22 protein-coding genes and 1 pseudogene are annotated in these 23,070 nt (G+C 34.5%); all 23 read left to right on the top strand.

Going from position 1 to position 23,070, the window contains the following annotated elements; translation table 11 throughout:
• The first annotated feature begins 87 nt into the window (after positions 1 to 87).
• The 23 genes and pseudogenes from ACNQGH_RS13660 to ACNQGH_RS13550 all read left to right on the top strand — a co-directional run bounded on the left by ACNQGH_RS13660 (position 88) and on the right by ACNQGH_RS13550 (position 22,958).
• Complete coding sequence (locus ACNQGH_RS13660) at positions 88 to 357, top strand: hypothetical protein (protein ID WP_417956567.1); 270 nt, start codon at positions 88 to 90, stop codon at positions 355 to 357.
• 215 nt (positions 358 to 572) lie between these two features.
• Positions 573 to 956, top strand: a complete 384-nt coding sequence (locus tag ACNQGH_RS13655) for a DUF3943 domain-containing protein (protein ID WP_417956566.1) — start codon at positions 573 to 575, stop codon at positions 954 to 956.
• A gap of 210 nt (positions 957 to 1,166) precedes the next feature.
• A complete protein-coding gene (locus tag ACNQGH_RS13650; protein WP_417956565.1) occupies positions 1,167 to 1,535 on the top strand; it encodes a hypothetical protein in 369 nt (122 codons plus the stop codon).
• Between the two features lie 157 nt (positions 1,536 to 1,692).
• Positions 1,693 to 2,553 carry a DUF3347 domain-containing protein gene (locus ACNQGH_RS13645; protein WP_417956564.1) on the top strand — a complete coding sequence of 287 codons (861 nt, stop codon included), beginning with the start codon at positions 1,693 to 1,695 and terminating at the stop codon, positions 2,551 to 2,553.
• 19 nt (positions 2,554 to 2,572) lie between these two features.
• Positions 2,573 to 3,190, top strand: coding sequence for a heavy metal-binding domain-containing protein (locus ACNQGH_RS13640; protein ID WP_417956563.1), 618 nt, complete (start codon positions 2,573 to 2,575; stop codon positions 3,188 to 3,190).
• Between the two features lie 59 nt (positions 3,191 to 3,249).
• A complete protein-coding gene (locus ACNQGH_RS13635) occupies positions 3,250 to 3,594 on the top strand; it encodes a heavy metal-binding domain-containing protein (RefSeq protein WP_417956562.1) in 345 nt (114 codons plus the stop codon).
• Between the two features lie 233 nt (positions 3,595 to 3,827).
• Positions 3,828 to 4,547 carry a DUF3347 domain-containing protein gene (locus ACNQGH_RS13630; protein WP_417956561.1) on the top strand — a complete coding sequence of 240 codons (720 nt, stop codon included), beginning with the start codon at positions 3,828 to 3,830 and terminating at the stop codon, positions 4,545 to 4,547.
• A gap of 78 nt (positions 4,548 to 4,625) precedes the next feature.
• A complete protein-coding gene (locus ACNQGH_RS13625; RefSeq protein ID WP_417956560.1) occupies positions 4,626 to 5,138 on the top strand; it encodes a DUF3347 domain-containing protein in 513 nt (170 codons plus the stop codon).
• Between the two features lies 1 nt (position 5,139).
• On the top strand, positions 5,140 to 5,610 hold the full coding sequence (locus tag ACNQGH_RS13620; protein WP_417956559.1) for a heme-binding domain-containing protein: 471 nt from the start codon (positions 5,140 to 5,142) through the stop codon (positions 5,608 to 5,610).
• Between the two features lie 5 nt (positions 5,611 to 5,615).
• On the top strand, positions 5,616 to 6,905 hold the full coding sequence (locus ACNQGH_RS13615; protein WP_417956558.1) for an efflux RND transporter permease subunit: 1,290 nt from the start codon (positions 5,616 to 5,618) through the stop codon (positions 6,903 to 6,905).
• Between the two features lie 88 nt (positions 6,906 to 6,993).
• On the top strand, positions 6,994 to 8,931 hold the full coding sequence (locus tag ACNQGH_RS13610) for an efflux RND transporter permease subunit (RefSeq protein WP_417956556.1): 1,938 nt from the start codon (positions 6,994 to 6,996) through the stop codon (positions 8,929 to 8,931).
• On the top strand, positions 8,918 to 10,171 hold the full coding sequence (locus ACNQGH_RS13605; protein ID WP_417956555.1) for a TolC family protein: 1,254 nt from the start codon (positions 8,918 to 8,920) through the stop codon (positions 10,169 to 10,171). Before ACNQGH_RS13610 ends, ACNQGH_RS13605 begins: the two co-directional genes overlap by 14 nt.
• Position 10,172: 1 nt before the next feature.
• The gene (locus ACNQGH_RS13600; RefSeq protein ID WP_417956554.1) at positions 10,173 to 11,420 is read left to right on the top strand and encodes a heavy metal-binding domain-containing protein; all 1,248 of its coding nucleotides are present in this window, start codon (positions 10,173 to 10,175) and stop codon (positions 11,418 to 11,420) included.
• A gap of 2 nt (positions 11,421 to 11,422) precedes the next feature.
• Positions 11,423 to 12,637 (top strand): heavy metal-binding domain-containing protein, encoded by a 1,215-nt coding sequence (locus tag ACNQGH_RS13595; protein ID WP_417956553.1) that lies wholly within the window; start codon positions 11,423 to 11,425, stop codon positions 12,635 to 12,637.
• An 18-nt stretch (positions 12,638 to 12,655) separates the two neighbouring features.
• Complete coding sequence (locus ACNQGH_RS13590) at positions 12,656 to 12,742, top strand: cation transporter (RefSeq protein WP_417956607.1); 87 nt, start codon at positions 12,656 to 12,658, stop codon at positions 12,740 to 12,742.
• 163 nt (positions 12,743 to 12,905) lie between these two features.
• Positions 12,906 to 13,445 (top strand): AAA family ATPase, encoded by a 540-nt coding sequence (locus tag ACNQGH_RS13585; RefSeq protein ID WP_417956551.1) that lies wholly within the window; start codon positions 12,906 to 12,908, stop codon positions 13,443 to 13,445.
• Positions 13,442 to 15,979, top strand: coding sequence for a heavy metal translocating P-type ATPase (locus tag ACNQGH_RS13580; protein ID WP_417956550.1), 2,538 nt, complete (start codon positions 13,442 to 13,444; stop codon positions 15,977 to 15,979). The genes ACNQGH_RS13585 and ACNQGH_RS13580 overlap by 4 nt, the downstream gene beginning before the upstream one ends.
• A gap of 34 nt (positions 15,980 to 16,013) precedes the next feature.
• Complete coding sequence (locus tag ACNQGH_RS13575; RefSeq protein ID WP_417956549.1) at positions 16,014 to 17,258, top strand: hypothetical protein; 1,245 nt, start codon at positions 16,014 to 16,016, stop codon at positions 17,256 to 17,258.
• Positions 17,259 to 17,305: 47 nt separating this feature from the next.
• Positions 17,306 to 18,334, top strand: a complete 1,029-nt coding sequence (locus ACNQGH_RS13570; RefSeq protein WP_417956548.1) for a Vgb family protein — start codon at positions 17,306 to 17,308, stop codon at positions 18,332 to 18,334.
• Between the two features lie 147 nt (positions 18,335 to 18,481).
• Positions 18,482 to 18,967: a DUF305 domain-containing protein gene (locus ACNQGH_RS13565; RefSeq protein WP_417956547.1), complete on the top strand. Its 486-nt coding sequence runs from the start codon at positions 18,482 to 18,484 to the stop codon at positions 18,965 to 18,967.
• A gap of 38 nt (positions 18,968 to 19,005) precedes the next feature.
• The gene (locus ACNQGH_RS13560) at positions 19,006 to 21,669 is read left to right on the top strand and encodes a multicopper oxidase domain-containing protein (RefSeq protein ID WP_417956546.1); all 2,664 of its coding nucleotides are present in this window, start codon (positions 19,006 to 19,008) and stop codon (positions 21,667 to 21,669) included.
• Between the two features lie 656 nt (positions 21,670 to 22,325).
• A pseudogene (locus tag ACNQGH_RS13555) lies at positions 22,326 to 22,454 on the top strand (heavy metal-binding domain-containing protein); the annotation flags it as partial.
• A gap of 60 nt (positions 22,455 to 22,514) precedes the next feature.
• On the top strand, positions 22,515 to 22,958 hold the full coding sequence (locus tag ACNQGH_RS13550; RefSeq protein WP_417956545.1) for a universal stress protein: 444 nt from the start codon (positions 22,515 to 22,517) through the stop codon (positions 22,956 to 22,958).
• Positions 22,959 to 23,070 lie beyond the last annotated feature (112 nt).

Below are 23,070 nucleotides of genomic sequence, written 5' to 3'. Positions count from 1 at the left end.
CTTTTTACAAGCTATTTGAAAGAACACTAAATCTGAGATTTACACTTGACAATAACAATATTACCGAAGTATATTTTTATATTACAGATGATTCAAACAAAGAAAAAAAAAATTTACAGCTTACTTTTTACATTCATAGGAGTTGTCACATTTGGGCAACAATTCAATACGACTGGCACTAATCAATTCTCAATTGACAACTCATTAGCCAGTTTCAATTCTAGTAGCGATATAGCAGAGAAGACCAATACTGCGGCTTATAGTATTGACCAAAATAATTCTTTTCAATTAAATACTTCTTTACAACTTAAAGATTCTATTCTATATCCTCCTGTAACGAGAGATTATAAATACTAGGCTACAATACTTCTATTGTTCTTGGAACTACTATTGTTGCTTTTGGTATTTTATGGGCACTCCCAGAAAGCTTCACAAAATGGGATAAGGAAGAAATGAAAAAAAATGGCATCGGAGCCAAATGGAAAGAAAACGTTAAGGCAGGTCCCGTGGTAGACGAAGATAATTTCTTTTTAAATTATGTAATGCATCCTTACTTTGGAGGGTTATATTAGATGACTGCCAGAAGCAATGGTTTTAATATTTTTGAATTCTTTGCTTACTCGGCTATAATGTCAACTTTCTTTTGGGAATATGGGATTGAAGCTTTTGCAGAGATTCCATCTGTGCAGGATTTAATTGTCACACCTGTCTTGGGTTCCGTAGTAGGAGAAGGCTTTTTCTATGCCAAGAAAAGCATTCTTAAAAATGATTCCAGAGTTTTAAATTCGAGATTCTTGGGTAAAACCTCTTTGTTATTGATGGATCCACTTAATACTATTCTTGATGGCTGTGGGTATAAACCAAAAGTTAAGCCTTCATTGAACGTTGTCCCTGTCGGATTCAATCCAAATACCAAAAGTGCCACTTGGGGGCTTAGTTTTTCGGCTAATTTTTAATTCTTTCTGCTATTTGTAGTAAAAGTAATTGTTCTTGTAGCCGGAGGTCTGGCAACAATTTAGGAAGTTTTAGAGATTATAATTATTTAGATTAAAGGTGTTTGACTTTAAAATTCAAACACTTTTTTCAATTGCTAAAACTATGTTTTAACACATAATTAGTAATCAATAAATATAATTTGATTACATTTGATTCAAATTAAAGTACAAATGAAAAAGTTTCACATTATAGTAATCGCATTATTTGGTTTCTTATTGATGCCAAGTAATTCTTTTGCATGTGGAAACAATTCTTCTAAACATTCTTCTACAAAAGAAACATCCTCAAAAATGGATAAAGATGATTGTTGCAAAAACGACAATCATTCCAAAACGAATAACCACGATGGTTGTGGAGGAAAATGTAGTCATTCAAAATGTGGCTGCGCTTCTTCATGTAATAGTTCAATTTCAATTAATGGATTGAATTTAAACAACAATATTTTTAATTTTTCATGCGAAAAACAAAATTTCTATAATTCAGAAACCTTCATTTCTTCTGGTTTCTATTCTCTTTGGCTTATACCAAAAATAAGCTAAATTCCAATTTTGACAGCCCTAATTGTGTCAAATCAAAAGCAATTATTGCTTTAAAATCATTTATTTTATCAGTTAATTTCATTTTCAAAAGGTTGGCTTTGTTATGCTTTCATTTTGTTATTGTTTAGCTAATTCAATTTAAAATTATTTACATACAATGAACTCATTAAAAAAAATGATGATGGCAATAACTCTATTGTCATCCGTCATGGTATCCAATGCGCAAATCAAAAACGCTAAAACCGAAACCGTAAAAATATTCGGGAATTGCGCAATGTGCGAAACTACAATAGAAAAAGCAGGAAGTCTCAAAAAAATTGCCAAAGTAGATTGGAATAAAGATACCAAAATGGCTACACTTACTTATGATGCTAAAAAAACCAATCAAGACGAAATACTAAAACGTATTGCACTTGCAGGTTATGATAGCGAAAAATTCCTTGCTCCAGATGCTGCATATTCAAAACTTCCTGAATGTTGTCAATATGTTCGTGAAGCAAAAGTAGCAGTAAAAACGGAAACAAAATCCGAAGAAACTAAAATGGAAATGGCAGGAATGAAAATGTCTAACGATTCTTCTATGTCTGAAAATCAAGAAATAAATCAACTAAAACCAGTTTTCGACAATTATTTTTCATTGAAAGATGCCTTGGTAAAAACAGATAGTAAAACGGCTTCCGCAAAGTCAAAAGATTTATTAACAGCTATCACTTCTGTAAAAATGGAAACATTGAAAATGGATGTACATATGGTTTGGATGAAAGTTTTTAAATATTTAACTGCTGATGCTAAAAGTATTTCTGAAACACAAGATATCAAAAAGCAAAGAGAACTTTTCAAATCATTATCTAAAAATACGTATGAGCTGATAAAAGTTTCAAAATTTACTGAACCAGTTTATTATCAATACTGTCCTATGCAAGATGCCAATTGGTTAAGCAAAGAAAATGCAATCAAGAATCCATATTATGGATCTCAAATGCTTTCTTGTGGTAAAACAGTAGAAACAATAAAATAATATTAAAAATAGTAAAAAGATGAAAACAATAATTATCGTATTAAGTGCATTTTTTGCATTTAATTCAACCGTAATAGCACAAACAGCTACAAAAAATGATGAACAGAAAGCAATTTACATTTGTCCAACACATCCTGACGAGATGAATCCAAGCTCTGGAAAATGTCCAAAATGTGGAATGGAATTGACAAAAATCACCGAAAAAATAGATACTCACGCTACAAAAGGAAGTCAACCTATGAGTAAAACTGTGACAAAATATGTTTGTCCTATGGATGGCTCAACTTCTGATAAACCAGGGGAATGTTCTAAATGTGCAATGAAGATGATAAAAACCACCGAAAAAATAGACACCCACGCTCTAAAAGGGAGTCAGCCTAGAAGTGAAATTGTGACAAAATATATTTGTCCAATGGATGGTTCAACTTCAGAAACTGAAGAAAAATGTTCTAAATGTGGAACGAGAATGGTAAAAATTACCGAAAAAATAGATACCCACGCTACAAAAGGAAGTCAACCTAAAAGTGAAATTGTGACAAAATATGTTTGTCCAATGGACGGTTCAACTTCTGATACCAAAGGGGAATGCCCTAAATGTGGAATGGAAATGACTAAAAAAGAGTCCAATAAAAAGTAAAAAACTAACAATGAAAAATGTTGCCAATAATAACAATAAACAATTTAAAATTAAATAAAATGAAAAATCTAATTATCGTACTAAGCGTATTCTTAGCAGTTAGCACAGTAGCATCAGCTCAAAAAGTTACAAAAAACTCAAAAAAAGAGGTTCAAAAAACAACTTACACCTGTCCGATGCATCCCGAAGAAGTGAGTTTAATACCAGGAGGTTGTAGTAAATGTGGAATGACAATGGTAAAAACAACCAAACGCAAACACAATCCAGCTATTAAAGGAAGTCAAACAAGCAGTGAAGTTACTACAAAATATGTTTGTACAATGGATGGCGCAACTTCTGATAAACCAGGAAAATGTCCTAAATGTGGGATGGAAATGACCAAAATGGAGGATAAGAAAAAATAATCCAGTCGCATAAATTTTTAATTTCCTTTTAGTTTAATTCAATGCACATGATACCAAATTATCAAAGGTGTATTTATGATACCAATTATAAGGATACAATGATTTTAATGATCCTATAAAATGAAAAAAATAGTTTCGATATTAAAATAGATTTTCAAAAAAATATTTATCAAAAAATGTTGTCAATAGCTGCATACTTTCTAATAATTAACAATTAATAAATTTCAAAAAAAATGAAAAATATAATTCTTTCAGCCATAGTAACGGTATTAATATTAATGTCTTGTAACCAAAAAAACAAAGAAGGGGTGACAACTGATTCAGAAAAAACTGAAAGTATCTCACAATTGTATGCGTGTTCAATGCACCCGGAAATTACAGGTAAAAAAGGCGAAAAATGTTCTAAATGTGGTATGGAATTAACAGAACTGGTGGCTCAAACAGAAGCTACTCACGAACACCACGATGGAGACAAACACGAAGAAGCAAATGCAGAAACTACAAACGTAACTGCCCAATCTACGTTTTCTATCAACACAATCGTAAGTAATTATTTGACTTTAAAAAATGCATTAACGAAAGATGACACAAAAGGAGCTGCAAACGCAGGAGAAGCATTATACGCAACTTTTAATAGTGTAAACCCCAATTCAATAGATGCAAAATTAAAAAAAGAATATCTAGACATTGCTGATGATGCCAAAGAACACGCGGAACATATTGGTGCTAATGGTGGAAAAATTGAGCACCAAAGAGAACATTTCGCCATGTTGAGTAAAGACATAAATGATTTAGTAAAAATTTTTAAATCAGAGCAAAAATTGTATCAAGATTTTTGCCCTATGTATGATGGTGGAAAAGGAGCTATTTGGATAAGCGAAACTAAAGAAATCAAGAATCCATATCAAGGAAAAAAAATGTCCACCTGTGGTTCAATGAAAAAAGAACTATAAAGCAGTAAACGACTTACAAATATATTTCCAGAAAAATCTATAACAACATATTTTTTTAAACAATTAAAAATCAGCAAAATGAAAAATGTAATTCTTTCAGCCATAGTAATGGTATTCGTAATGGTTTCTAGTAATGCACAAAGCAAAAAAGCAGAAGCAAAATTTTCAACTTCAGAAATTATAAGTAATTATTTAGCTTTAAAAAATGCTCTGACAAAAGACGATTCCAAGGCAGCAGCCAGTGCAGGGAAAAAATTGTATGCAGTTTTTAATAAAATAGATGTAAAAAAAATGGATGTGAAATTGAAAACAGCGTATTTGGATATTGCAGAAACTGCCAAAGAACACGCAGAACATATTGGTTCAAATGGAGGAAATATTGAACACCAAAGAGAGCATTTTATTTTGTTGAGCAAAGACGTAAATGATTTAATTAAGATTTTTGGGACAAAACAAAAATTATATCAAGATTTTTGTCCAATGGCTAACGATGGTAAAGGGGCTATTTGGATAAGCGAAACTAAGGACATCAAAAACCCATATTACGGAAAAAAAATGTCTACATGTGGTTCAATAAAAAAAGAATTGTAAAATGAAAAAAACCATCAAAAGAATATTCATTGTTGGGTTTATTCTTTTTTTATTGATACAATTGTATCAACCTGCTCGTAATGAATATTATGGGCGAGTTTTACCTATCGATTTTACAGAAGTCTATAAAGTTCCTAAAAATGTAGAAACCATTTTAAGGACTTCCTGCTACGATTGTCATAGCAATAATACAAACTATCCTTTGTATTGCTACGTTCAGCCAATAGGTTTTTTTATGGAAAAACATATTAAAGAAGGGAAAGAAAATTTAAACTTTAGTGAATGGGGAAATTATAGTAGCCGTAAGCAAAGTAATAAATTAGATAGAATTGCCAAACAAATAAAATCAGATGAGATGCCTTTGGTATCGTACACTTTAATTCATAAAAATGCAATACTTTCTAGTAGTCAAAAACAGGAAGTAATTAATTGGATTCAAAAAACAGCCGATAGCCTTTCAATAGAAAACTAAAAATAATGGTAGAAAAATTAATAACATTCTCACTACGAAATCGATTTGTAGTCTTGCTTGTTTCAGCCTGTTTATTTGGCTGGGGTATTTATAGCGTGCAACAAAACCCTATTGATGCCATTCCAGATTTGTCCGAAAATCAAGTCATTGTTTTCACGGAATGGATGGGAAGAAGCCCGCAGGTTATAGAAGCACAAGTAACCTATCCTTTGGTCTCTAACCTGCAAGGCATTCCAAAAGTCAAAAACATTCGGGGTGCATCAATGTTTGGAATGAGCTTCGTGTATATTGTTTTTGAGGATGATGTTGATATCTATTGGGCTAGAACCCGGGTTTTAGAAAGGTTAAATTATGCACAAAGATTGTTGCCACAAAATGTTGTCCCAACATTAGGACCAGATGGTACAGGTGTTGGTCACGTTTTTTGGTATCATTTGAATGCTAATGGTATGGACTTGGGAGAGCAAAGAGCGTTGCAAGATTGGTATGTAAAATTTGCATTGCAAACCGTTCCCGGTGTGGCAGAAGTGGCTTCCTTTGGAGGTTTTGAAAAACAGTACCAATTGGTGTTGGATCCTCTAAAAATGCAGTACTATAATGTAAGCATGATGGAAGTGATGAATGCGGTCAAGGCGAATAACAACGATGTAGGGGGACGGAAATTTGAGATGAGCAATATGTCCTATATCGTAAGAGGTTTAGGCTACATAAAAAACATAAAAGATGTAGAAGACATTGCCATCAAAAATTACAATTCTGTTCCCGTAAAGGTAAAAGACATTGGTTCAATACAAATGGGTGGCGATTTGCGGTTGGGAATTTTTGATGAAAATGGTACAGGCGAAGTAGTAGGCGGAATTGTAGTGATGCGTTATGGCGAAAATGCTGATAAAGTAATCACAGCGGTAAAAGAAAAAATGAAAGAAGTCGAAAAAGGATTACCCGAAGGCGTTACTTTTAAAACTTCTTATGACAGAAGCGAATTGATTGAAAAAGCTATCGCATCGGTTAAAGGAACTTTAATCGAAGAAATGATTACCGTTTCTATAATAGTTCTTCTTTTTCTTTTTCATTGGCGAAGTGCCTTAATCATTTTGATCCAAATACCAATATCCGTTGCGGTTGCATTTATCTTTCTACAAGCTTTTGGAATATCTTCCAATATTATGTCACTAACGGGTATTGCGCTGGCAATAGGTGTTATTGTTGATGACGGAATTGTGATGGTAGAGAATGCTTATAGGACAATTTCGGAGAGACAGGAAGAAATGGATAATAATCAACAATCGACTTAAAAATGAAATCGCCATGATTCAAAAATATAAGCACTAATGAAGAATGGCGATTACATATGACCGATAAAAAACAATAAATACCAGCCATATGAAAGATAAACTAAAAAAAATATTCAAAAAAGAAAACGACCCGTTGTCTTCTGATGAAAAGTTGCAACTTATTGAAAGCTCTTCTAAACTAGTTGGACCAGGTGTTTTTTATTCAACCGTAATTATAATTACATCTTTCCTGCCAGTCTTTCTACTTACGGGCATGGAGGGAAAACTCTTTAGCCCATTGGCTTGGACAAAATCGTTTATACTCATTGTCGATGCTTTTTTTGCCATTACACTTACGCCTGTTCTAATTAGTTTTTTACTCAAAGGCAAACTTCGCCCAGAAAACAAAAATCCAATTAATAGAAAACTGGAAAGCATCTATACTCCAATTTTAACACTTTGTTTAAAATGGCGAAAAACAGTATTGGGCATCAATATAATTGCTCTATTAATTGGTGTATTGATGTTTACGCGTCTGGGCTCAGAATTTATGCCACCATTGGATGAAGGTTCCATATTGTTCATGCCTGTAACCTTGCCTGATGTTTCCAATTCTGAAGTAAAAAGGATTTTGCAGATTCAGGACAAGCTGATAAAATCGATACCCGAAGTGGCTCACGTTTTGGGAAAAGCCGGACGCGCTAATACAGCAACCGACAACAGCCCGATAAGCATGATTGAAACGATTGTTTTACTAAAACCCCAACAAGAATGGAGAGCAGGCAAAACAAAAAATGATGTTGTTAATGAAATAAACAACAAACTGCAAATTCCTGGTGTAACTAATGGCTTCACACAACCCATCATCAATCGCATCAACATGCTTTCGACAGGTATCAGAACCGATGTTGGAATTAAAATTTACGGAGCAAGTTTAGATACAATAAACGCATTATCCCAAAAAATAAAAAAAGCACTCGAAGGCACAGCCGGAGTAAAAGATTTATATGCCGAACCCATAACCGGAGGAAAATACATTGACATAGAAGCAAAACGGGAAGTAATTGGTAGATACGGCCTTTCAATTGACGATATCAATACTGTTGTTGAAGCGGCTATTGGAGGAATGAAACTCACCACAACTATCGAAGGAAGACAACGTTTTTCGGTAAATGCAAGGTATGCACAAGAATATCGAAACAGCTTGGAAGCCTTGAAAAAACTGCAAGTCCAAACGATGCAATTTGGACCAATTCCGTTAGAAACGGTTGCGAATGTAAAAATAAGTGATGGTCCGCCCATGATAAACAGTGAAAATGCAATGCTTCGTGGCAGCGTATTGTTTAATGTTCGGGAGCGTGATTTAGGAAGCACAGTGAAAGAAGCACAGAAAAAACTGAATGCGATGATGACTAAAATGCCAAAAGGGTATTATATAGAATGGAGCGGACAATGGGAAAACCAAATTAGAGCCAACAAAACTTTAAGTATGATTTTGCCTATAGTAGTTATCATTATTTTTCTTGTTTTATACTTTACGTATCGTTCCATGAAAGAAGCTCTGATAACTATGATAACGGTGCCGTTTGCTTTAATTGGAGGTGTTTTTATGGTCTATTTTTATGGTATTAATTTATCGGTAGCCGTTGCCGTTGGTTTTATTGCACTGTTTGGTTTGGCTGTAGAAACGGCTATGCTAATAACAATTTATTTAAATGAGGCGATGAACAAAATGGTAGCAAAACATGGGAACAGTACAGCAACAATTACAGAAGATATTTTGAGAGAATATATTATTGATGGTTCAGCCAAAAGATTGCGACCAAAACTAATGACTGTTTCCGTTTCATTATTTGGATTAATACCTATTCTTTGGGCAACTGGGACGGGTGCTGATGTGATGCTTCCTATCACGGTTCCTCTCATTGGTGGTACAATCACCTCGACTATTTATGTATTATTAGTAACACCGGTTGTTTTCGAAATGTCAAAACTTCGTGAATTAAGAACAAAAGGTAAAATAGATCTTATCGATGCAAAACATTAAATATTATTTCGTTGTAAGTTGTTTGATTTTATGCACTGCTAATGTATCTGCACAAACACTTTCGTTGGATACCGTTTTGACGACTATCAAAACGAATAATCCACAGTTAAAAATGTACGATGCTGATATACAAAGTATGGATGCAGCGGCAAAAGGTGCAAAAAGCTGGATGGCACCACAAGTGAGTACAGGTTTTTTTATGACTCCTTACAATACTAAATTATGGAAAGCCGATGACATGGGGTCTGGTATGGGATTCTATATGTTAGGTGTAACCCAAATGATACCTAATGCTTCAAAACTAAAAGCCGATTTTAATTATATGAATGCGATGTCTTCGGTCGAAGCCGAAAACAAAAATTACACCATCAATCAGTTAAATGCCATTGCAAAAACGAATTATTACCAATGGCTGGTACTGAATAAAAAAATGCAACTTGCCAACGATAATTTATTACTTCTGGACTATATGATTAAAAGTATGGAAATTCGCTACCAGTATAATATGGATAAATTGCCAACGTATTACAAAGCCAAATCGCAATACAGCGCATTACAAAGCATGATAGTTATGCTACAAAATGACATCTCCCAAAAACGGATTATGCTTAATACTTTGATGGCAAGGGATAAAAATATCTCATTTGATATTGATACAACCTATAAACTAAATGAATTTAATGTGATGCCATCAGATACAACATCACTTTCTCAAAACAGAAGCGATGTTAGGGCTATTGAAAAAACAATGGCGTTAAATCATCTGAAAATAGAGGCCGAAAAGACAAAATTATTACCCGATTTTGGTGTCAGATATGAACATATGTTTGCATTTGGTCAACAACCGCAACAATTTACTTTAATGGGAATGGTTACTATCCCTATGCCTTGGTCTACCAAAATGAATAAAGCCAATATCAATAGTTTTCGAATTAAAAACGAAAGCCTTAATTGGCAAAAACAAATGATTCTTAATGAGGCCTCCGGCATGATTTCAGGCATGCAAACTGAATTGGTAAACCTGAAAAAACAATATGATATTGCTGAAAAAAATATCATTCCAGCCTTACGAAGAAATTATGATACTGCCATTTTAGCATGGCAAAATAATACGGGAGATCTGTTTGTTGCTCTCGATGCTTGGGAAGCATTAAATATGGCACAGATTGACGCTTTAGATAAATTACAATCCATTTTGAATGCACAAGTGGAAATTGAAAAACAACTGGAAACTAAATAATATGAACAGATATTTAAAATATGGGTTGGTAGTTATAGTCCTTTCAATTATTGGATTGGCAATATATTTCTTTGCAACAAAGTCAAATGAACCAGTAGAAAATAAGCATCAAAAAGAAGTATACACCTGTCCTATGCATCCGCAAATTATCCGAGATAAGCCTGGTAATTGCCCCATTTGCGGAATGGCATTGGTGAAAAAAACAGTCCAAAATCATGTTGTGGAAAGCAACTTAATTGAAAACCTTTTAAAACCAACCGATAATTTTATCGTCGGGAATTATCAAACTACAACAGCTAAAGACACTACATTAAGTAGTGAGATAAACTTACCTGGTATAGTCGCTTACGACCCAAATTCGTCTGTAAATATTGCGGCAAGAATAAGTGGCAGAATAGAAAAAATGTATGTAAACTATAAGTACCAAAGAGTAGCTAAAGGACAGAAATTATTTGATTTATACAGCCCTGAATTATTGACAGAACAGCAAAATTTTATTTATTTAGTTTCCAATGATTCCGATAATACATCAATTATTAAAGCCTCAAAGCAAAAATTATTGCTTTATGGAATGACTAAAAATCAGATAAATTCATTGTCTTCCGCCAAAAGAGTAAACCCGGTAATTTCCATTTATAGTCCTGCTAACGGAATTATACAGGGAACGGAAAGCATGACCAAAAGTGCCGATGTGACAATGCAAAATTCTAATACAATCACAGAAAATTTAGCAATAAAAGAAGGTGACTACATCAAAAAAAGTCAGATTGTTTTTAAATTAGGGAATACCGATAAAGTATGGGGCGTTTTTAATGTCTTACAAGGATACAATAACCTAATCAAAACAAATCAATCTATTGCTATTACATCAGAGTTAGACGAAAATGAAATCATCAACGCACAAATAAATTTTATAGAAACACAATTCAATCCAACGGATAAATCCAATAGAATTAGAGTTTATTTAAACAACAATAAATTAAAATTACCTATTGGTATCCGATTACAAGGCATTGTGAAAACAAATCCCATTAAGGCTATTTGGTTGCAAAAACAGGCATTAGTGAGTATTGGAAACAAAAAAATAGTTTTTATAAAAATGGACAATGGCTTTAAAGCAGCAGCAATAAAAACAGGAATTGAAATCAATGATTTTGTTCAAATTATTAATGGGATTTCTATTCAAGATACCATTGCCAACAATGCACAATATTTAATTGATAGCGAAAGCTTTATTAAAACCGAGTAATCATGAAGGCATTAAAAAAAATCAGTATTCTATTTATACTATTCTCTGCGCTTGTAGCTTGTAATACTAAAAATAAGGAAGACCAAAGTACTCATCAAGCTAAAGGAAGTGGTTTCTACACTTGCTCGATGGATCCACAGGTAAAGGAAGACAAACCGGGTAAATGCCCTATTTGCCATATGCCTTTAACCCAAATAAAAAGTGGTGATACGGAAGCTAACGAAATAAGCTTGAGTAAGCAACAAATACAATTGGGAAACATCACCACACAAACTATTGCAGAAAGTCAAAGCAGTTTAGAACAAGCCTATACGGGAGTTTTAACGATTAATCAAGAAAAAATCAAAACCATTTCTGCTAGAGCAATGGGGCGAATTGAAAAGTTATACTTCAAAACGGTTGGAGATTATGTTGCTAAAAACGAACCAGTATATCAATTATATAGTGAAGATATTGCCATAGCCAAACAAGATTACTTCACAGCATACAAACAACTTACCATGCCAGGTGATTTTGGAAAAAATGCACGTACGATGCTCATTGCTGCCAAACAAAAACTATTATTCTTTGGTTTATCCAATGCCCAAATTGAAACTATAAAATCGAGTAAAGAAATTTCTCCTTACACTATTTTTTACAGTACTAGCAGTGGAACTATCTCAGAGATAATAGCAACAGAAGGCAGTTATGCGATGGAAGGTGCCGGTATAATTAAATTGACAGATTTAAATAGTCTCTGGCTTGAAACACAAGTAAACGTAAACTATGCGAAAAGCATGCACCTTGGGCAAAACGCCAAAGTTTCATTTTCCGATTATCCTGATAAAACTATAAATGCAAAAATATCCTTTATCAATCCGGAAATAAATCCAGACACCAGACTGCTTTTGATCCGAATGGAAATACCCAATCAAAATTTGGTGTTAAAACCCGGAATGCAGGCGATTGCAAAATTGACACAATCGAATATAAAAGGGATATTTATACCAACTGATGCTGTCATCAGGGAAGAAAATGCTTCTTATATCTGGATTGAAAAAAGACCAGGAGTATTTGAAAGCCTAATGGTGGAAACAGGGTTGGAAACCAATGGGATGATTGAAATTAAATCGGAAATAGATCCAACAAAAAAAGTAGTGATAACCGGAGCCTATGCCATAAACAGTGAATATAAATTCCGCAAAGGAAGCGACCCTATGGAAGGAATGGAAATGTAATATAAAAAAACAAAATAAATGACACATACTTATACTGTTAGTGGAATGTCTTGCGATAGCTGCCGTTCTAAAATCAAAAAAAACGCAATGAAATTGTGGCGGTAATTACTTTAAATCCACCCTTATTCGCTATTAAAATGAAAAAAATAGTACAGTTTCTGTCATGCAAAAATCATTGATAACGGTTGGAAAACTATAACAAATAAATAGCGAATTGAAACTAGTAAGAATAAAGCATATTCTACTTACAATTTTAAAAGTGATGAAAATGGATAATCAAAAAGCAGATACCAATTGGTACGTTATTACAGGTGGACCCAGTACAGGTAAAACAACAGTAATTGATATATTATCTAAAAGGGGCTATAAAACAACTATTGAGCACGCTAGGCATTATATTGATAGTATGAGGGAAGAAGGTAAAAGTCTAGAAGAAATAAGAGAAAACAAAAGAAAATTTCAATTAGCTGTGCTAGATATGCAAATTAAACAAGAAGCGGAATTATCACCTACTGAAACTGTTTTTCTTGACAGGGCTATTCCTGATGCGATGGCCTATTATCAGTTTTTAAATCTTGATTATGACGAAAAATTACTTAATGCCATTAAGAGGGTATCTTATAAAAAGATTTTTATTTTAGACCGATTACCATTTACAAAAGACTATGCAAGAACAGAAGACGAAGAAGCACAAAAAACCATTCATAGATTAATTATTGAGGTTTACAATTCATTACGTTTCCCAGTCATTTTTGTTCCATTATTAACACCAAATGAAAGAGTAAATTTTATTTTAAAAAATATATGATACATACTTATAAGATTACGGAAATGACTTGCGATAGCTGTCGTTCTAAAGTGGAAAAAACATTAAATGCAATTGAAGGAATTCAAGCAACGGTTACTTTGGATCCTCCAATTGCTACAATATCAATGGAAAAACACATTCCATTGGATCAATTGCAAGAGACATTAACAACCGTTGGAAAGTACACTATAGAAATGAGTAACTCTAACGATACAACTCACAAAACTGTCAATGAGCCAATAGTAAAATCGTGTTGCAGTACTAAAACTAATGATAACAGGAATACAATACCTGCACTAAGTAATGCTCAAGGCAAATACTATTGCCCGATGCATTGTGAAGGAGACAAGGTTTACGATAAACCCGGCAGTTGTCCAGTATGCGGAATGAATTTAGAAAAAGTTCATGAATTGACTACGGTCAAAAAATTATACACCTGTCCGATGCACCCCGAGGTAATCAAAGAAGAACCTGGGTCCTGCCCAATTTGCGGAATGGATCTAGTACCAATGGAACCTACAGATAGTGAGGACAAAAAGGTTTACAATGATTTGCTTAAGAAAATGAAAGTAGCAACAGCCTTTACAATTCCTGTTTTCGCAATAGCTACTATAGAAATGATGTCAAATAATCCGTTAGAAAAGATAATGGACATTTCATACTGGAATTGGGTACAATTGATATTGACGCTTCCCGTGGTTTTTTATGCGTGTTGGATGTTCTTTGTTCGTGCTTGGAAATCGATCATTACTTGGAACCTCAATATGTTTACGCTGATAGGAATTGGTACTGGAGTAGCTTTCTTGTTTAGTTTGGTTGGCATGTTTTTTCCTGATATTTTCCCAGATGAATTTAAAACCGAAAGCGGTACAGTGTTACTTTATTTTGAAGCAACAACGGTCATATTAACCTTGGTTTTGTTAGGCCAATTATTAGAAGCAAGAGCACACAGCCAAACCAGTGGTGCCATAAAAGAATTATTGAAATTAGCACCCACCGAAGCGACTTTGGTTATCGAAGGAGGGGACAAAGTAATCTCGATTCACGACATCAAAAAAGGAGATTTATTACGAGTAAAACCGGGAGATAAAATTCCAGTGGATGGAAAAATTACTGATGGAGAAAGCACTATTGATGAATCTATGATTTCAGGAGAGCCTATTCCTGTTGATAAAAAAAGGGATGATTCCGTTATAGCGGGAACCATAAACGGAAATAAATCCTTTGTTATGATTGCCGAGAAAGTTGGTTCAGAAACTTTGCTTTCGCAAATTGTTAAGATGGTAAATGATGCCAGTCGTTCAAAAGCACCCATTCAAAAACTCGCGGATAGCATTGCTAAATATTTTGTCCCAATTGTAGTTGTAGTTTCTGTACTAACCTTTTTTGTTTGGGCAAAATTTGGACCGGAACCTGCAATGGTTTATGGATTTATCAATGCAATTGCGGTATTGATTATTGCCTGTCCTTGTGCTTTGGGATTAGCCACACCAATGTCGGTGATGGTTGGTGTTGGGAAAGGCGCGCAATCGGGAGTTTTGATAAAAAACGCCGAAGCTTTAGAGAATATGAACAAGGTAAATGTTCTGATAACCGATAAAACAGGTACCATTACCGAAGGAAAGCCTTCTGTCGAAAAAGTATTTTCAGTGCAAAATGACGAAAATTCTTTATTGCAAAACATCGCTTCCTTAAATCAGTATAGCGAACACCCATTGGCGCAAGCCGTAGTCAATTTTGCGAAAGCTAAAAACATTTCATTAATCGAAGTAAAGGATTTTGAAGCTATTGCTGGAAAAGGAGTTATTGGGACGGTAACCAATAAAAAAGTGGCACTCGGAAATAAAAAACTAATAGAGCAAGTGAACGCCACAGTTTCTGATGAATTGGAAAATAAAATTGTAGCCGAACAAAAACTAGGAAAAACCGTCTCCTATATTGCTGTAGATGGAATTGTAATTGGTTTTGTTGCCATTGCAGACAAGATAAAAGAGACAAGCAAAGAAGCAATAAAAGAACTGGTGCGTCAGGGTGTTGAAGTAATAATGATAACGGGCGACAATGAAAACACCGCAAAAGCCGTTGCCACCGAACTCGGCCTTAGTTCATTCATCGCAGGAGCCCTCCCCGAAGACAAACTAAATGAAATAAAACGCCTCCAATCCCTAGGAAAAATTGTCGTCATGGCAGGAGACGGCATCAACGATGCCCCTGCATTAGCACAGTCAGACATCGGAATTGCCATGGGAACCGGAACTGACGTGGCGATAGAAAGTGCTAAAATAACTTTAGTAAAAGGCGATTTACAAGGTATTGTGAAAGCCAAAAATTTGAGCCACGCAGTAATGAGTAACATTAAACAAAATTTGTTTTTTGCCTTTTTCTATAATGTACTGGGAATTCCAATTGCTGCAGGGGTTTTGTATCCGTTTTTTGGAGTTTTGCTTTCGCCAATGATAGCAGCTTTGGCAATGAGTTTTAGTTCAGTATCCGTAATTGTAAATGCGTTAAGATTAAGACGTTTGAAACTTTAGAAAATAAGAATAGAAATTTATATAATGAATTAAAATGAATAACCTTACTCAAATCATTCAACAATACAAAACCGATACCGAAAGTGTTTACAATACTTGGTTTGTCGATAACGACCAAAGACTAAAAGCGTTTCGAACCATTCGTAGAGGAGTTTTACAAGTCATTGACGATATAAAAAACAAAACTTTCCCGAATGATTTTAAAGGCAGTAGTTTAGAATTTGTATTGAGTTGTATTGCAGAACAAAAACAAATTTTTGTTGGAGTTGCACATCCTTTTTATTGGAAACCAAAATTAAGAATTCCAGATATTTACGAAAATCAAAATAATAAAATCGCTTTTGGGCAATTTCTCGAAAACTGTATCAATGCCAAAACCGAAGAACAAGTTGTAAAAGAGATTGTAAAATTAGATGAATTAAAAATAAAAGGTTTAGGTCCGGCAGTAGCCAGTATTTTATATTTTTTACACCCAACTTGGTGCCCGCCGTTCAATACGGCAATTCTCAACGGATTTAACTTTCTTTTCAAAGACAAAAAGAAGTTAGGAAGTTGGACAGAATATCTTAAAATTCGAGAAACATTAATAGAAACCAACAGCAAATATAAATCTGAATTATCAAATGATTTAGGAGCGATTGCAGGGTTGTGTTTTGAAATTGGAACCCAAAAAATGCTAATTGGGAACGATGAATATTTAAGCGAAGACGAACGTACTCGATTTGAAAAGAATATTTTAAAACGACAAAAAGAAATTCAGGAAGAAAAATTGGCAGAAAATCTTCATAACGAAATGCAATACCACTTACTTAAAATTGGAGTTTCATTGGGGTATGACGTTACACCAGCCAGTAATGATAAAAGTAAAGCGTTTAATGGTCAAAGTTTTTCGTTTATATCAATTAGTAAATTTCCAGAATTACCAACGGACAAAGACACCCAAAACACGATTAAACTCATTGATGTACTTTGGTTTAAAAAAGGAACAAACAAAATCATCGGAGCTTTTGAAGTAGAAAAAAGCACCAGTATTTATTCAGGTATTTTACGTCTTTCTGATTTATATTTTAGTATTTCCAATGGCGAAGAGGTATTTTATATCATCATTCCGGACAGTCGCGAAAAAGATGTGATACAACAATTGAATAGACCTGTTATTAAAAATTCAAAAATGAATATCAAATACATTCTGTTTTCAGAATTGCGAAGTCAATGTGATGCGATTTGCAAATTTGGTTCAGATTATTCAATAATGGAAAAAGTAGCAAAATCAACTTAAATAATAAAAAAATGGAAAATCTTGTAGTACTCAAAAAATTTCAGATTATGGTAGTATTAGTAGTGGCTGGCTTAATAATTGGCAGCTGCAATAATCCAAAAAAAACAATGCAATTAGCAAAAGTATATGTAGCCAATGAGGATGGAGGTAGTATTTCTGTTATAAACCTTCAGGACAGTACAAAAAATACAGAAATATCAATTAGTGACTCTTCAGGAATGATGTTTATGGCTCATAACGTACAAGTTGCACCTGATGGAAAATCTGTTTGGGTGACGGCAATACCTATGGATAGTACAGCAACAAACCAATTGATAGTAATCGATCCAAACACTAATTCAATAAAAAAGCGTATTGAACTTGGTAAGGATTTGCATCTGGCTCATGTAGTTTTAGATAATAAATCAGAATATGCTTATGTAACTGCAAATGAAACAAATCAGATATTTCAAGTTGATGCCAAAACATATAAAATAACTCAAAAATTTGAGTTAGGAAAAGGCTATTTACCACACGGTTTTAGACATCAAAACGGAAAACTTTATGTTGCAAATATGGATGCAAAAAGTTTGTCGATCGTTACTATTGCTGATGGCACAATAACAGACATTCCACTGGGAGGAGTGGCTGTGCAAGTTGCAACTACACAAGATGAAAAATTTATTTTTGCGAGTTTGTATGATACTAAAGAAGTAGTAAAATATGATATTAAAAATGCTCAAATAACAAGAATAAAATTGCCAAATGATGCGCAAGGTCCAATTCAATTATATGCCACGCCAGACAGCAAATTTTTATATGTAGCCGATCAAGGGGAAACAATGGGTAGACCTGTTTCAAATAAAGTTTTTGTAATTGACATAACCAGTAACAAAGTTATTAAAACTATAACCGTAGGTAATAAGGCACACGGTGTAGTGGTTAGCAAAGACGGTAAAACAGTTTATGTAACCAATAGTGGTGACAATACTGTTTCAGTAATAGAGGTGGCAACTCAAAAAGTAATTAATACAATTGCAGTAGGCAAAAAACCGAATGGAATAAGTTATTGGTCCGAAGCTGGCGGAATGGAATAGAAAATTAACAAATACAAATTATAATACATTTTGTTTTCAGAGTTGCGAAGTCAATGTGATGCGATATGCAAATTTGGTTCAGATTATTCCATAATGGAAAAAATAACAAAATCAATTTAACCAACTTTTAAACCAAAAATTATGGAAATGAAACACACAACACAGCAACACACAAAAGAAGCAGGTTCATCAATGTACAAGAAATTAGCACTTATGATAGTATTGTCGTTTGTAGCGATGTATACGCTAATGTATGCAATGGTAGATGTTTTTGCCAATGTAATACCCAATATAAACCAATTTTACATGGCTGGACTGATGACCATGCCGATGCTCATAATTGAACTTCTAGTAATGGGTAGCATGTATGGAAATAAGAAATTAAATATTTCACTGGTTGTTACTGGTTTTATTGCTTTCATTCTATTTTTTGCAGGTATTAGGCAACAGGCAGCGGTTGGAGATAGAGAATTTTTAAAATCAATGATACCGCACCATGCCGCAGCAATATTAATGGGGAAAGAGGCATCGGTTACCGACCCCGAAATAAAGGAATTAATTAAAAATATCATTACCAGCCAACAGGCAGAGATTGACCAGATGAAAGCAAAGCTCAAAGAATTAGACAAATAATTCCATAAGAATTAGTCACTCAATTTTAAACTAAAAAAATGAAAAAAATTATAGTATTACTATTCATTATGTCTATTTATTCCTCTGCCCAAGCACAGGATATGAAAGGTATGGATATGTCAAAAAAAGAAAAGGCGCAAAAGGTACAGCCCGTAACGTACACCTGCCCAATGCACCCCGAAATTCACGCTGACAAGCCAGGGAAATGCCCTAAATGCGGGATGACTTTGGTAAAGGAAAAACCGAAATCAGTTAAGAAATCAGTAGTTAAAAAGCATGATAAAATGCAAATGCCCATGAAGAAGACTTCTGAAAAGAAAGACAGCATGGACAATATGAAAACGGATACTAATGAGGCTCCTAAAAATCATGACATGAGCAATATGGATATGCCAAAAGCAAACTTAGGCTCTATAAAAACAATTGTAAACAATACACCGCCAAGAACAGTTCGATACGATTTATATGTGCGAGACACCATCGTAAATTTCACAGGTAAGCCTAAAAGAGCCATTGCCGTAAACGGACAAATACCTATGCCTACGCTCACGTTTACAGAAGGCGACACCGCTGAAATTTATGTGCACAATGAATTGGACGAAGAAACATCGTTGCATTGGCACGGTCTAATGTTACCCAACCGATACGATGGCGTACCCAACCTTACACAAATGCCCATAAAGCCGCACACTACGCATTTGTATACCTTTCCAATTATTCAACACGGAACCCATTGGTACCATAGTCATACAGGATTGCAGGAACAAATTGGAATGTACGGTTCTTTTATTATGAATAAAAGAGAAGAACTTGACATTCCCACCGTGCCCATAGTTTTGAGTGAGTGGACAGATATGAATCCCAATAATGTACATCGAATGTTGCATAATGCTTCGGATTGGTTTGCTATTAAAAAAGGAACAACCCAAAGTTATGCAGAAGCCATAAGAAGCGGCTATTTCAAAACCAAACTTAATAACGAATGGAAGCGAATGAACGCGATGGATGTGAGCGATGTGTACTACGATAAATTTTTAATAAACGGAAAAAGCGAAAGCCAACTTTCACAATTTAAAGCAGGCGATAAAGTCCGATTACGAATTGCAAACGGCGGTGCCTCCACTTATTTTTGGCTTACGTATGCCGGAGGTAAAATGACTGTTGTAGCAAGCGATGGTAACGATGTAGAACCCGTTGAAGCAGATCGGTTAATCATTGCGGTTTCCGAGACCTACGATGTTATCGTTACCATTCCTGCCGATAAGACGGCCTATGAATTTTTAGTTACATCCGAAGATCGCACAAAATCAGCTTCCTTATATTTAGGTGATGGTATTAAGCAATTAACGGCTCCGCTACCCAAGTTAAAATATTTTGAAGGAATGAAGATGATGAACGGCATGATGAAAATGAACGGAGATCTAGACGATATGGGAATGCAGATGTCGCTTAACCAAATGGACATGAACGTAGTCATGTATCCGGAAATAACTGGCGAGCTAAAGAAAAAAGGCGACGATAAAATGCCAGGCATGAATATGGAGGGAGATAAAATGAATGGAATGGAGATGAATAAAGAGGAAATGAAAGATAAGGATATGGGCAATGAGAAAAAAGATGCGATGAATATGGGAGACCATAAAATGCACGGGATGGACAATCAATATGATTCCAATGCACTTTCTGATATCGTGACCTTGAACTATGCCATGTTGAAATCTCCAATCAAGACAACCCTTCCTAAAGTTGCACCAGTAAAAGAATTAAAGTTTGAACTTACCGGAAATATGAATCGTTATGTTTGGAGTCTGGATAACAAAGTAGTTTCAGAAAGCGATAAAATCTTAATCAAAAAAGGAGAAATCGTACGCATGATACTTCACAACAATTCTATGATGCGTCATCCAATGCACTTGCACGGACATGATTTTAGGGTAATCAACGGACAAGAAGATTACGCTCCAATGAAAAACATCATTGACATCATGCCAATGGAAACTGATACGCTCGAATTTGCAGCCACCGAAAGTGGCGATTGGTTTTTTCATTGTCATATTTTATACCACATGATGAGCGGAATGGGCAGGGTTTTTAGTTATGAAAACTCACCTGCAAATCCCGAAATACCAAACCCTAAATTGGCACAACGCAAATTATTTGCAGACGATAGAAAATTTCATTTTATGGCCGAAAATGATTTTGCCACAAACGGAAACGATGGAGAAGCAATGTATCAAAGTACACGTTGGAGCATAGGAACAGAATGGCGTTTGGGTTACAAAACTATGCACGGCTACGAAACCGAAACTCATATTGGGCGATATATCGACAAAATGCAATGGATTATGCCTTTTGTAGGTTTTGATTGGAGATATAGAAAAATGGGAATAGACGAGCAAGAAAGAAATCTATTTGGGCAAACAAATACCAAAGACAAGAGAGCTGTTTTTAGTGCAGGGGTTAATTATACTTTGCCAATGCTTATAATGGCACAAGTCGAAGTATTCACCGATGGAAATGTACGTTTACAGTTTGAACGAAAAGATATCCCGGTTTCTAAAAGACTACGAATGAGTTTAATGTGGAATACCGACAAAGAATATATGGCAGGCTTACGTTATATTATCAAAAGAACCTTTGGAATAACTACGCACTATGATAGTGATATGGGATTGGGTTTTGGTGCTACTTTGAATTATTGAAAAACTCAAATTTAAAATTTGTAAAAAGAGGCTGTGTCACAATTCGTGAAATAGCCTCTTTTTCTGTTTTTTTGTTCGGACTCCTATCGGAGACTATGTCTCGAATATTCAATTCTCAAGGACTTGTTTTAGTTTTGAGACAGCCTCTTTTTTTGTAGTTACAATTTCTTAAATTCCGTTATACATACTTGGTAGTGTGTAAATTAAGTAACTATTTTTATAAAATTCCCTCGCCATTTACAGCTTAAAAAGCTACCTTTATACTACGGAAATTCATTCACAATTGAAATTTAACAGGATGAGTCATCGAAAAATTAAAAGTTGTAACGAAGCATGTCAGAATGTGCAGTGAAGTGTTTGCATTTTTTTTTTAGCTCCGTCATCTTATGAGCACAAGGAATCAAAAGCAATATCATCCGCGGAATCCAAGATTAGTATTTTTAGATCGCTTTTATTCACCGTACTGCTAATTGCAATTCTTATCGAATATTTATAGATAAATCTATAACATTGTTTAAAGCATCAAAAAAAACCAACAATAAAAACAAATCACGATGACAACAATTATCATTTTAACACAATTACTACAGGCAAACCAGAATAATTATAACTGGATAATATTCGCAATTATTCTAGCTGCTTGCTGTGTTTTGCCTATGATGAGGATGAGACACAGAAAAAATAATCAGGGAAAACCGGACACCTACACCTGCCCGATGCACCCCGAAGTGCAATCAGATATGCCAGGTAGTTGCCCTAAATGCGGGATGACTCTCGTAAAAAAATAAATTAACAATAATTAAATCCATCTATTTAAAATGAAAATTCAAAAAGAAAAAAGAGCTATGAAGATACTCCTAGCTACAGATGGTTCTTCGTATAGCAAAGCAGCTGTTAACGAAGTTGCAAACAGACTATTTCCAGTGAACACTAAAGTATGCATTGTTTCTGTTTATAAAAGAATGTCACTAATAAATACTCTTGAGCCAATGGGAGTTTCACATGAGTATTATGCTGAAATTGACCACAACGCTTTTAAAGCCGCAGAGAAAATCACGGAAAATGCAGTGGAAATTTTGCGTGCTAAAAATCCAACTTTAATTGTAACTACAATAGTTATTGATGGTTCTCCAAAAAGTGCAATACTCAAAGAAGCTGAAACATTCGGTGCCGATTTGATTATCGTTGGCGCTCATGGTCATGGGGCTTTAGAAGGCTTTCTACTTGGCTCGGTTTCCCAAGCGGTGGCATTACATGCAAAATGTTCTGTGGAGATTGTTCGTAAATAAAACACTAAACAATGGACAAACACATATCCATTTTGTAGTACGGTATTGTTGAACTTACTGGTAGATTTAACAACCTAATGCAAGTTCGTTATTGTAAATATATTATGAAAAA

The organism is Flavobacterium kochi (assembly GCF_048286715.1).
Lineage (GTDB): Bacteria > Bacteroidota > Bacteroidia > Flavobacteriales > Flavobacteriaceae > Flavobacterium.
Note: the sequence above shows the minus strand (reverse complement) of the source record. Positions and strands in the feature narration are given on the sequence as shown.

Bases quoted from the DNA above. Each gene is read 5' to 3' on its own strand.
- ACNQGH_RS13660 (WP_417956567.1), top strand. From the start codon at position 88: ATGATTCAAACAAAGAAAAAAAAAATTTACAGCTTACTTTTTACATTC.
- ACNQGH_RS13655 (WP_417956566.1), top strand. From the start codon at position 573: ATGACTGCCAGAAGCAATGGTTTTAATATTTTTGAATTCTTTGCTTAC.
- ACNQGH_RS13650 (WP_417956565.1), top strand. From the start codon at position 1,167: ATGAAAAAGTTTCACATTATAGTAATCGCATTATTTGGTTTCTTATTG.
- ACNQGH_RS13645 (WP_417956564.1), top strand. From the start codon at position 1,693: ATGAACTCATTAAAAAAAATGATGATGGCAATAACTCTATTGTCATCC.
- ACNQGH_RS13640 (WP_417956563.1), top strand. From the start codon at position 2,573: ATGAAAACAATAATTATCGTATTAAGTGCATTTTTTGCATTTAATTCA.
- ACNQGH_RS13635 (WP_417956562.1), top strand. From the start codon at position 3,250: ATGAAAAATCTAATTATCGTACTAAGCGTATTCTTAGCAGTTAGCACA.
- ACNQGH_RS13630 (WP_417956561.1), top strand. From the start codon at position 3,828: ATGAAAAATATAATTCTTTCAGCCATAGTAACGGTATTAATATTAATG.
- ACNQGH_RS13625 (WP_417956560.1), top strand. From the start codon at position 4,626: ATGAAAAATGTAATTCTTTCAGCCATAGTAATGGTATTCGTAATGGTT.
- ACNQGH_RS13620 (WP_417956559.1), top strand. From the start codon at position 5,140: ATGAAAAAAACCATCAAAAGAATATTCATTGTTGGGTTTATTCTTTTT.
- ACNQGH_RS13615 (WP_417956558.1), top strand. From the start codon at position 5,616: ATGGTAGAAAAATTAATAACATTCTCACTACGAAATCGATTTGTAGTC.
- ACNQGH_RS13610 (WP_417956556.1), top strand. From the start codon at position 6,994: ATGAAAGATAAACTAAAAAAAATATTCAAAAAAGAAAACGACCCGTTG.
- ACNQGH_RS13605 (WP_417956555.1), top strand. From the start codon at position 8,918: ATGCAAAACATTAAATATTATTTCGTTGTAAGTTGTTTGATTTTATGC.
- ACNQGH_RS13600 (WP_417956554.1), top strand. From the start codon at position 10,173: ATGAACAGATATTTAAAATATGGGTTGGTAGTTATAGTCCTTTCAATT.
- ACNQGH_RS13595 (WP_417956553.1), top strand. From the start codon at position 11,423: ATGAAGGCATTAAAAAAAATCAGTATTCTATTTATACTATTCTCTGCG.
- ACNQGH_RS13590 (WP_417956607.1), top strand. From the start codon at position 12,656: ATGACACATACTTATACTGTTAGTGGAATGTCTTGCGATAGCTGCCGT.
- ACNQGH_RS13585 (WP_417956551.1), top strand. From the start codon at position 12,906: ATGGATAATCAAAAAGCAGATACCAATTGGTACGTTATTACAGGTGGA.
- ACNQGH_RS13580 (WP_417956550.1), top strand. From the start codon at position 13,442: ATGATACATACTTATAAGATTACGGAAATGACTTGCGATAGCTGTCGT.
- ACNQGH_RS13575 (WP_417956549.1), top strand. From the start codon at position 16,014: ATGAATAACCTTACTCAAATCATTCAACAATACAAAACCGATACCGAA.
- ACNQGH_RS13570 (WP_417956548.1), top strand. From the start codon at position 17,306: ATGGTAGTATTAGTAGTGGCTGGCTTAATAATTGGCAGCTGCAATAAT.
- ACNQGH_RS13565 (WP_417956547.1), top strand. From the start codon at position 18,482: ATGAAACACACAACACAGCAACACACAAAAGAAGCAGGTTCATCAATG.
- ACNQGH_RS13560 (WP_417956546.1), top strand. From the start codon at position 19,006: ATGAAAAAAATTATAGTATTACTATTCATTATGTCTATTTATTCCTCT.
- ACNQGH_RS13550 (WP_417956545.1), top strand. From the start codon at position 22,515: ATGAAGATACTCCTAGCTACAGATGGTTCTTCGTATAGCAAAGCAGCT.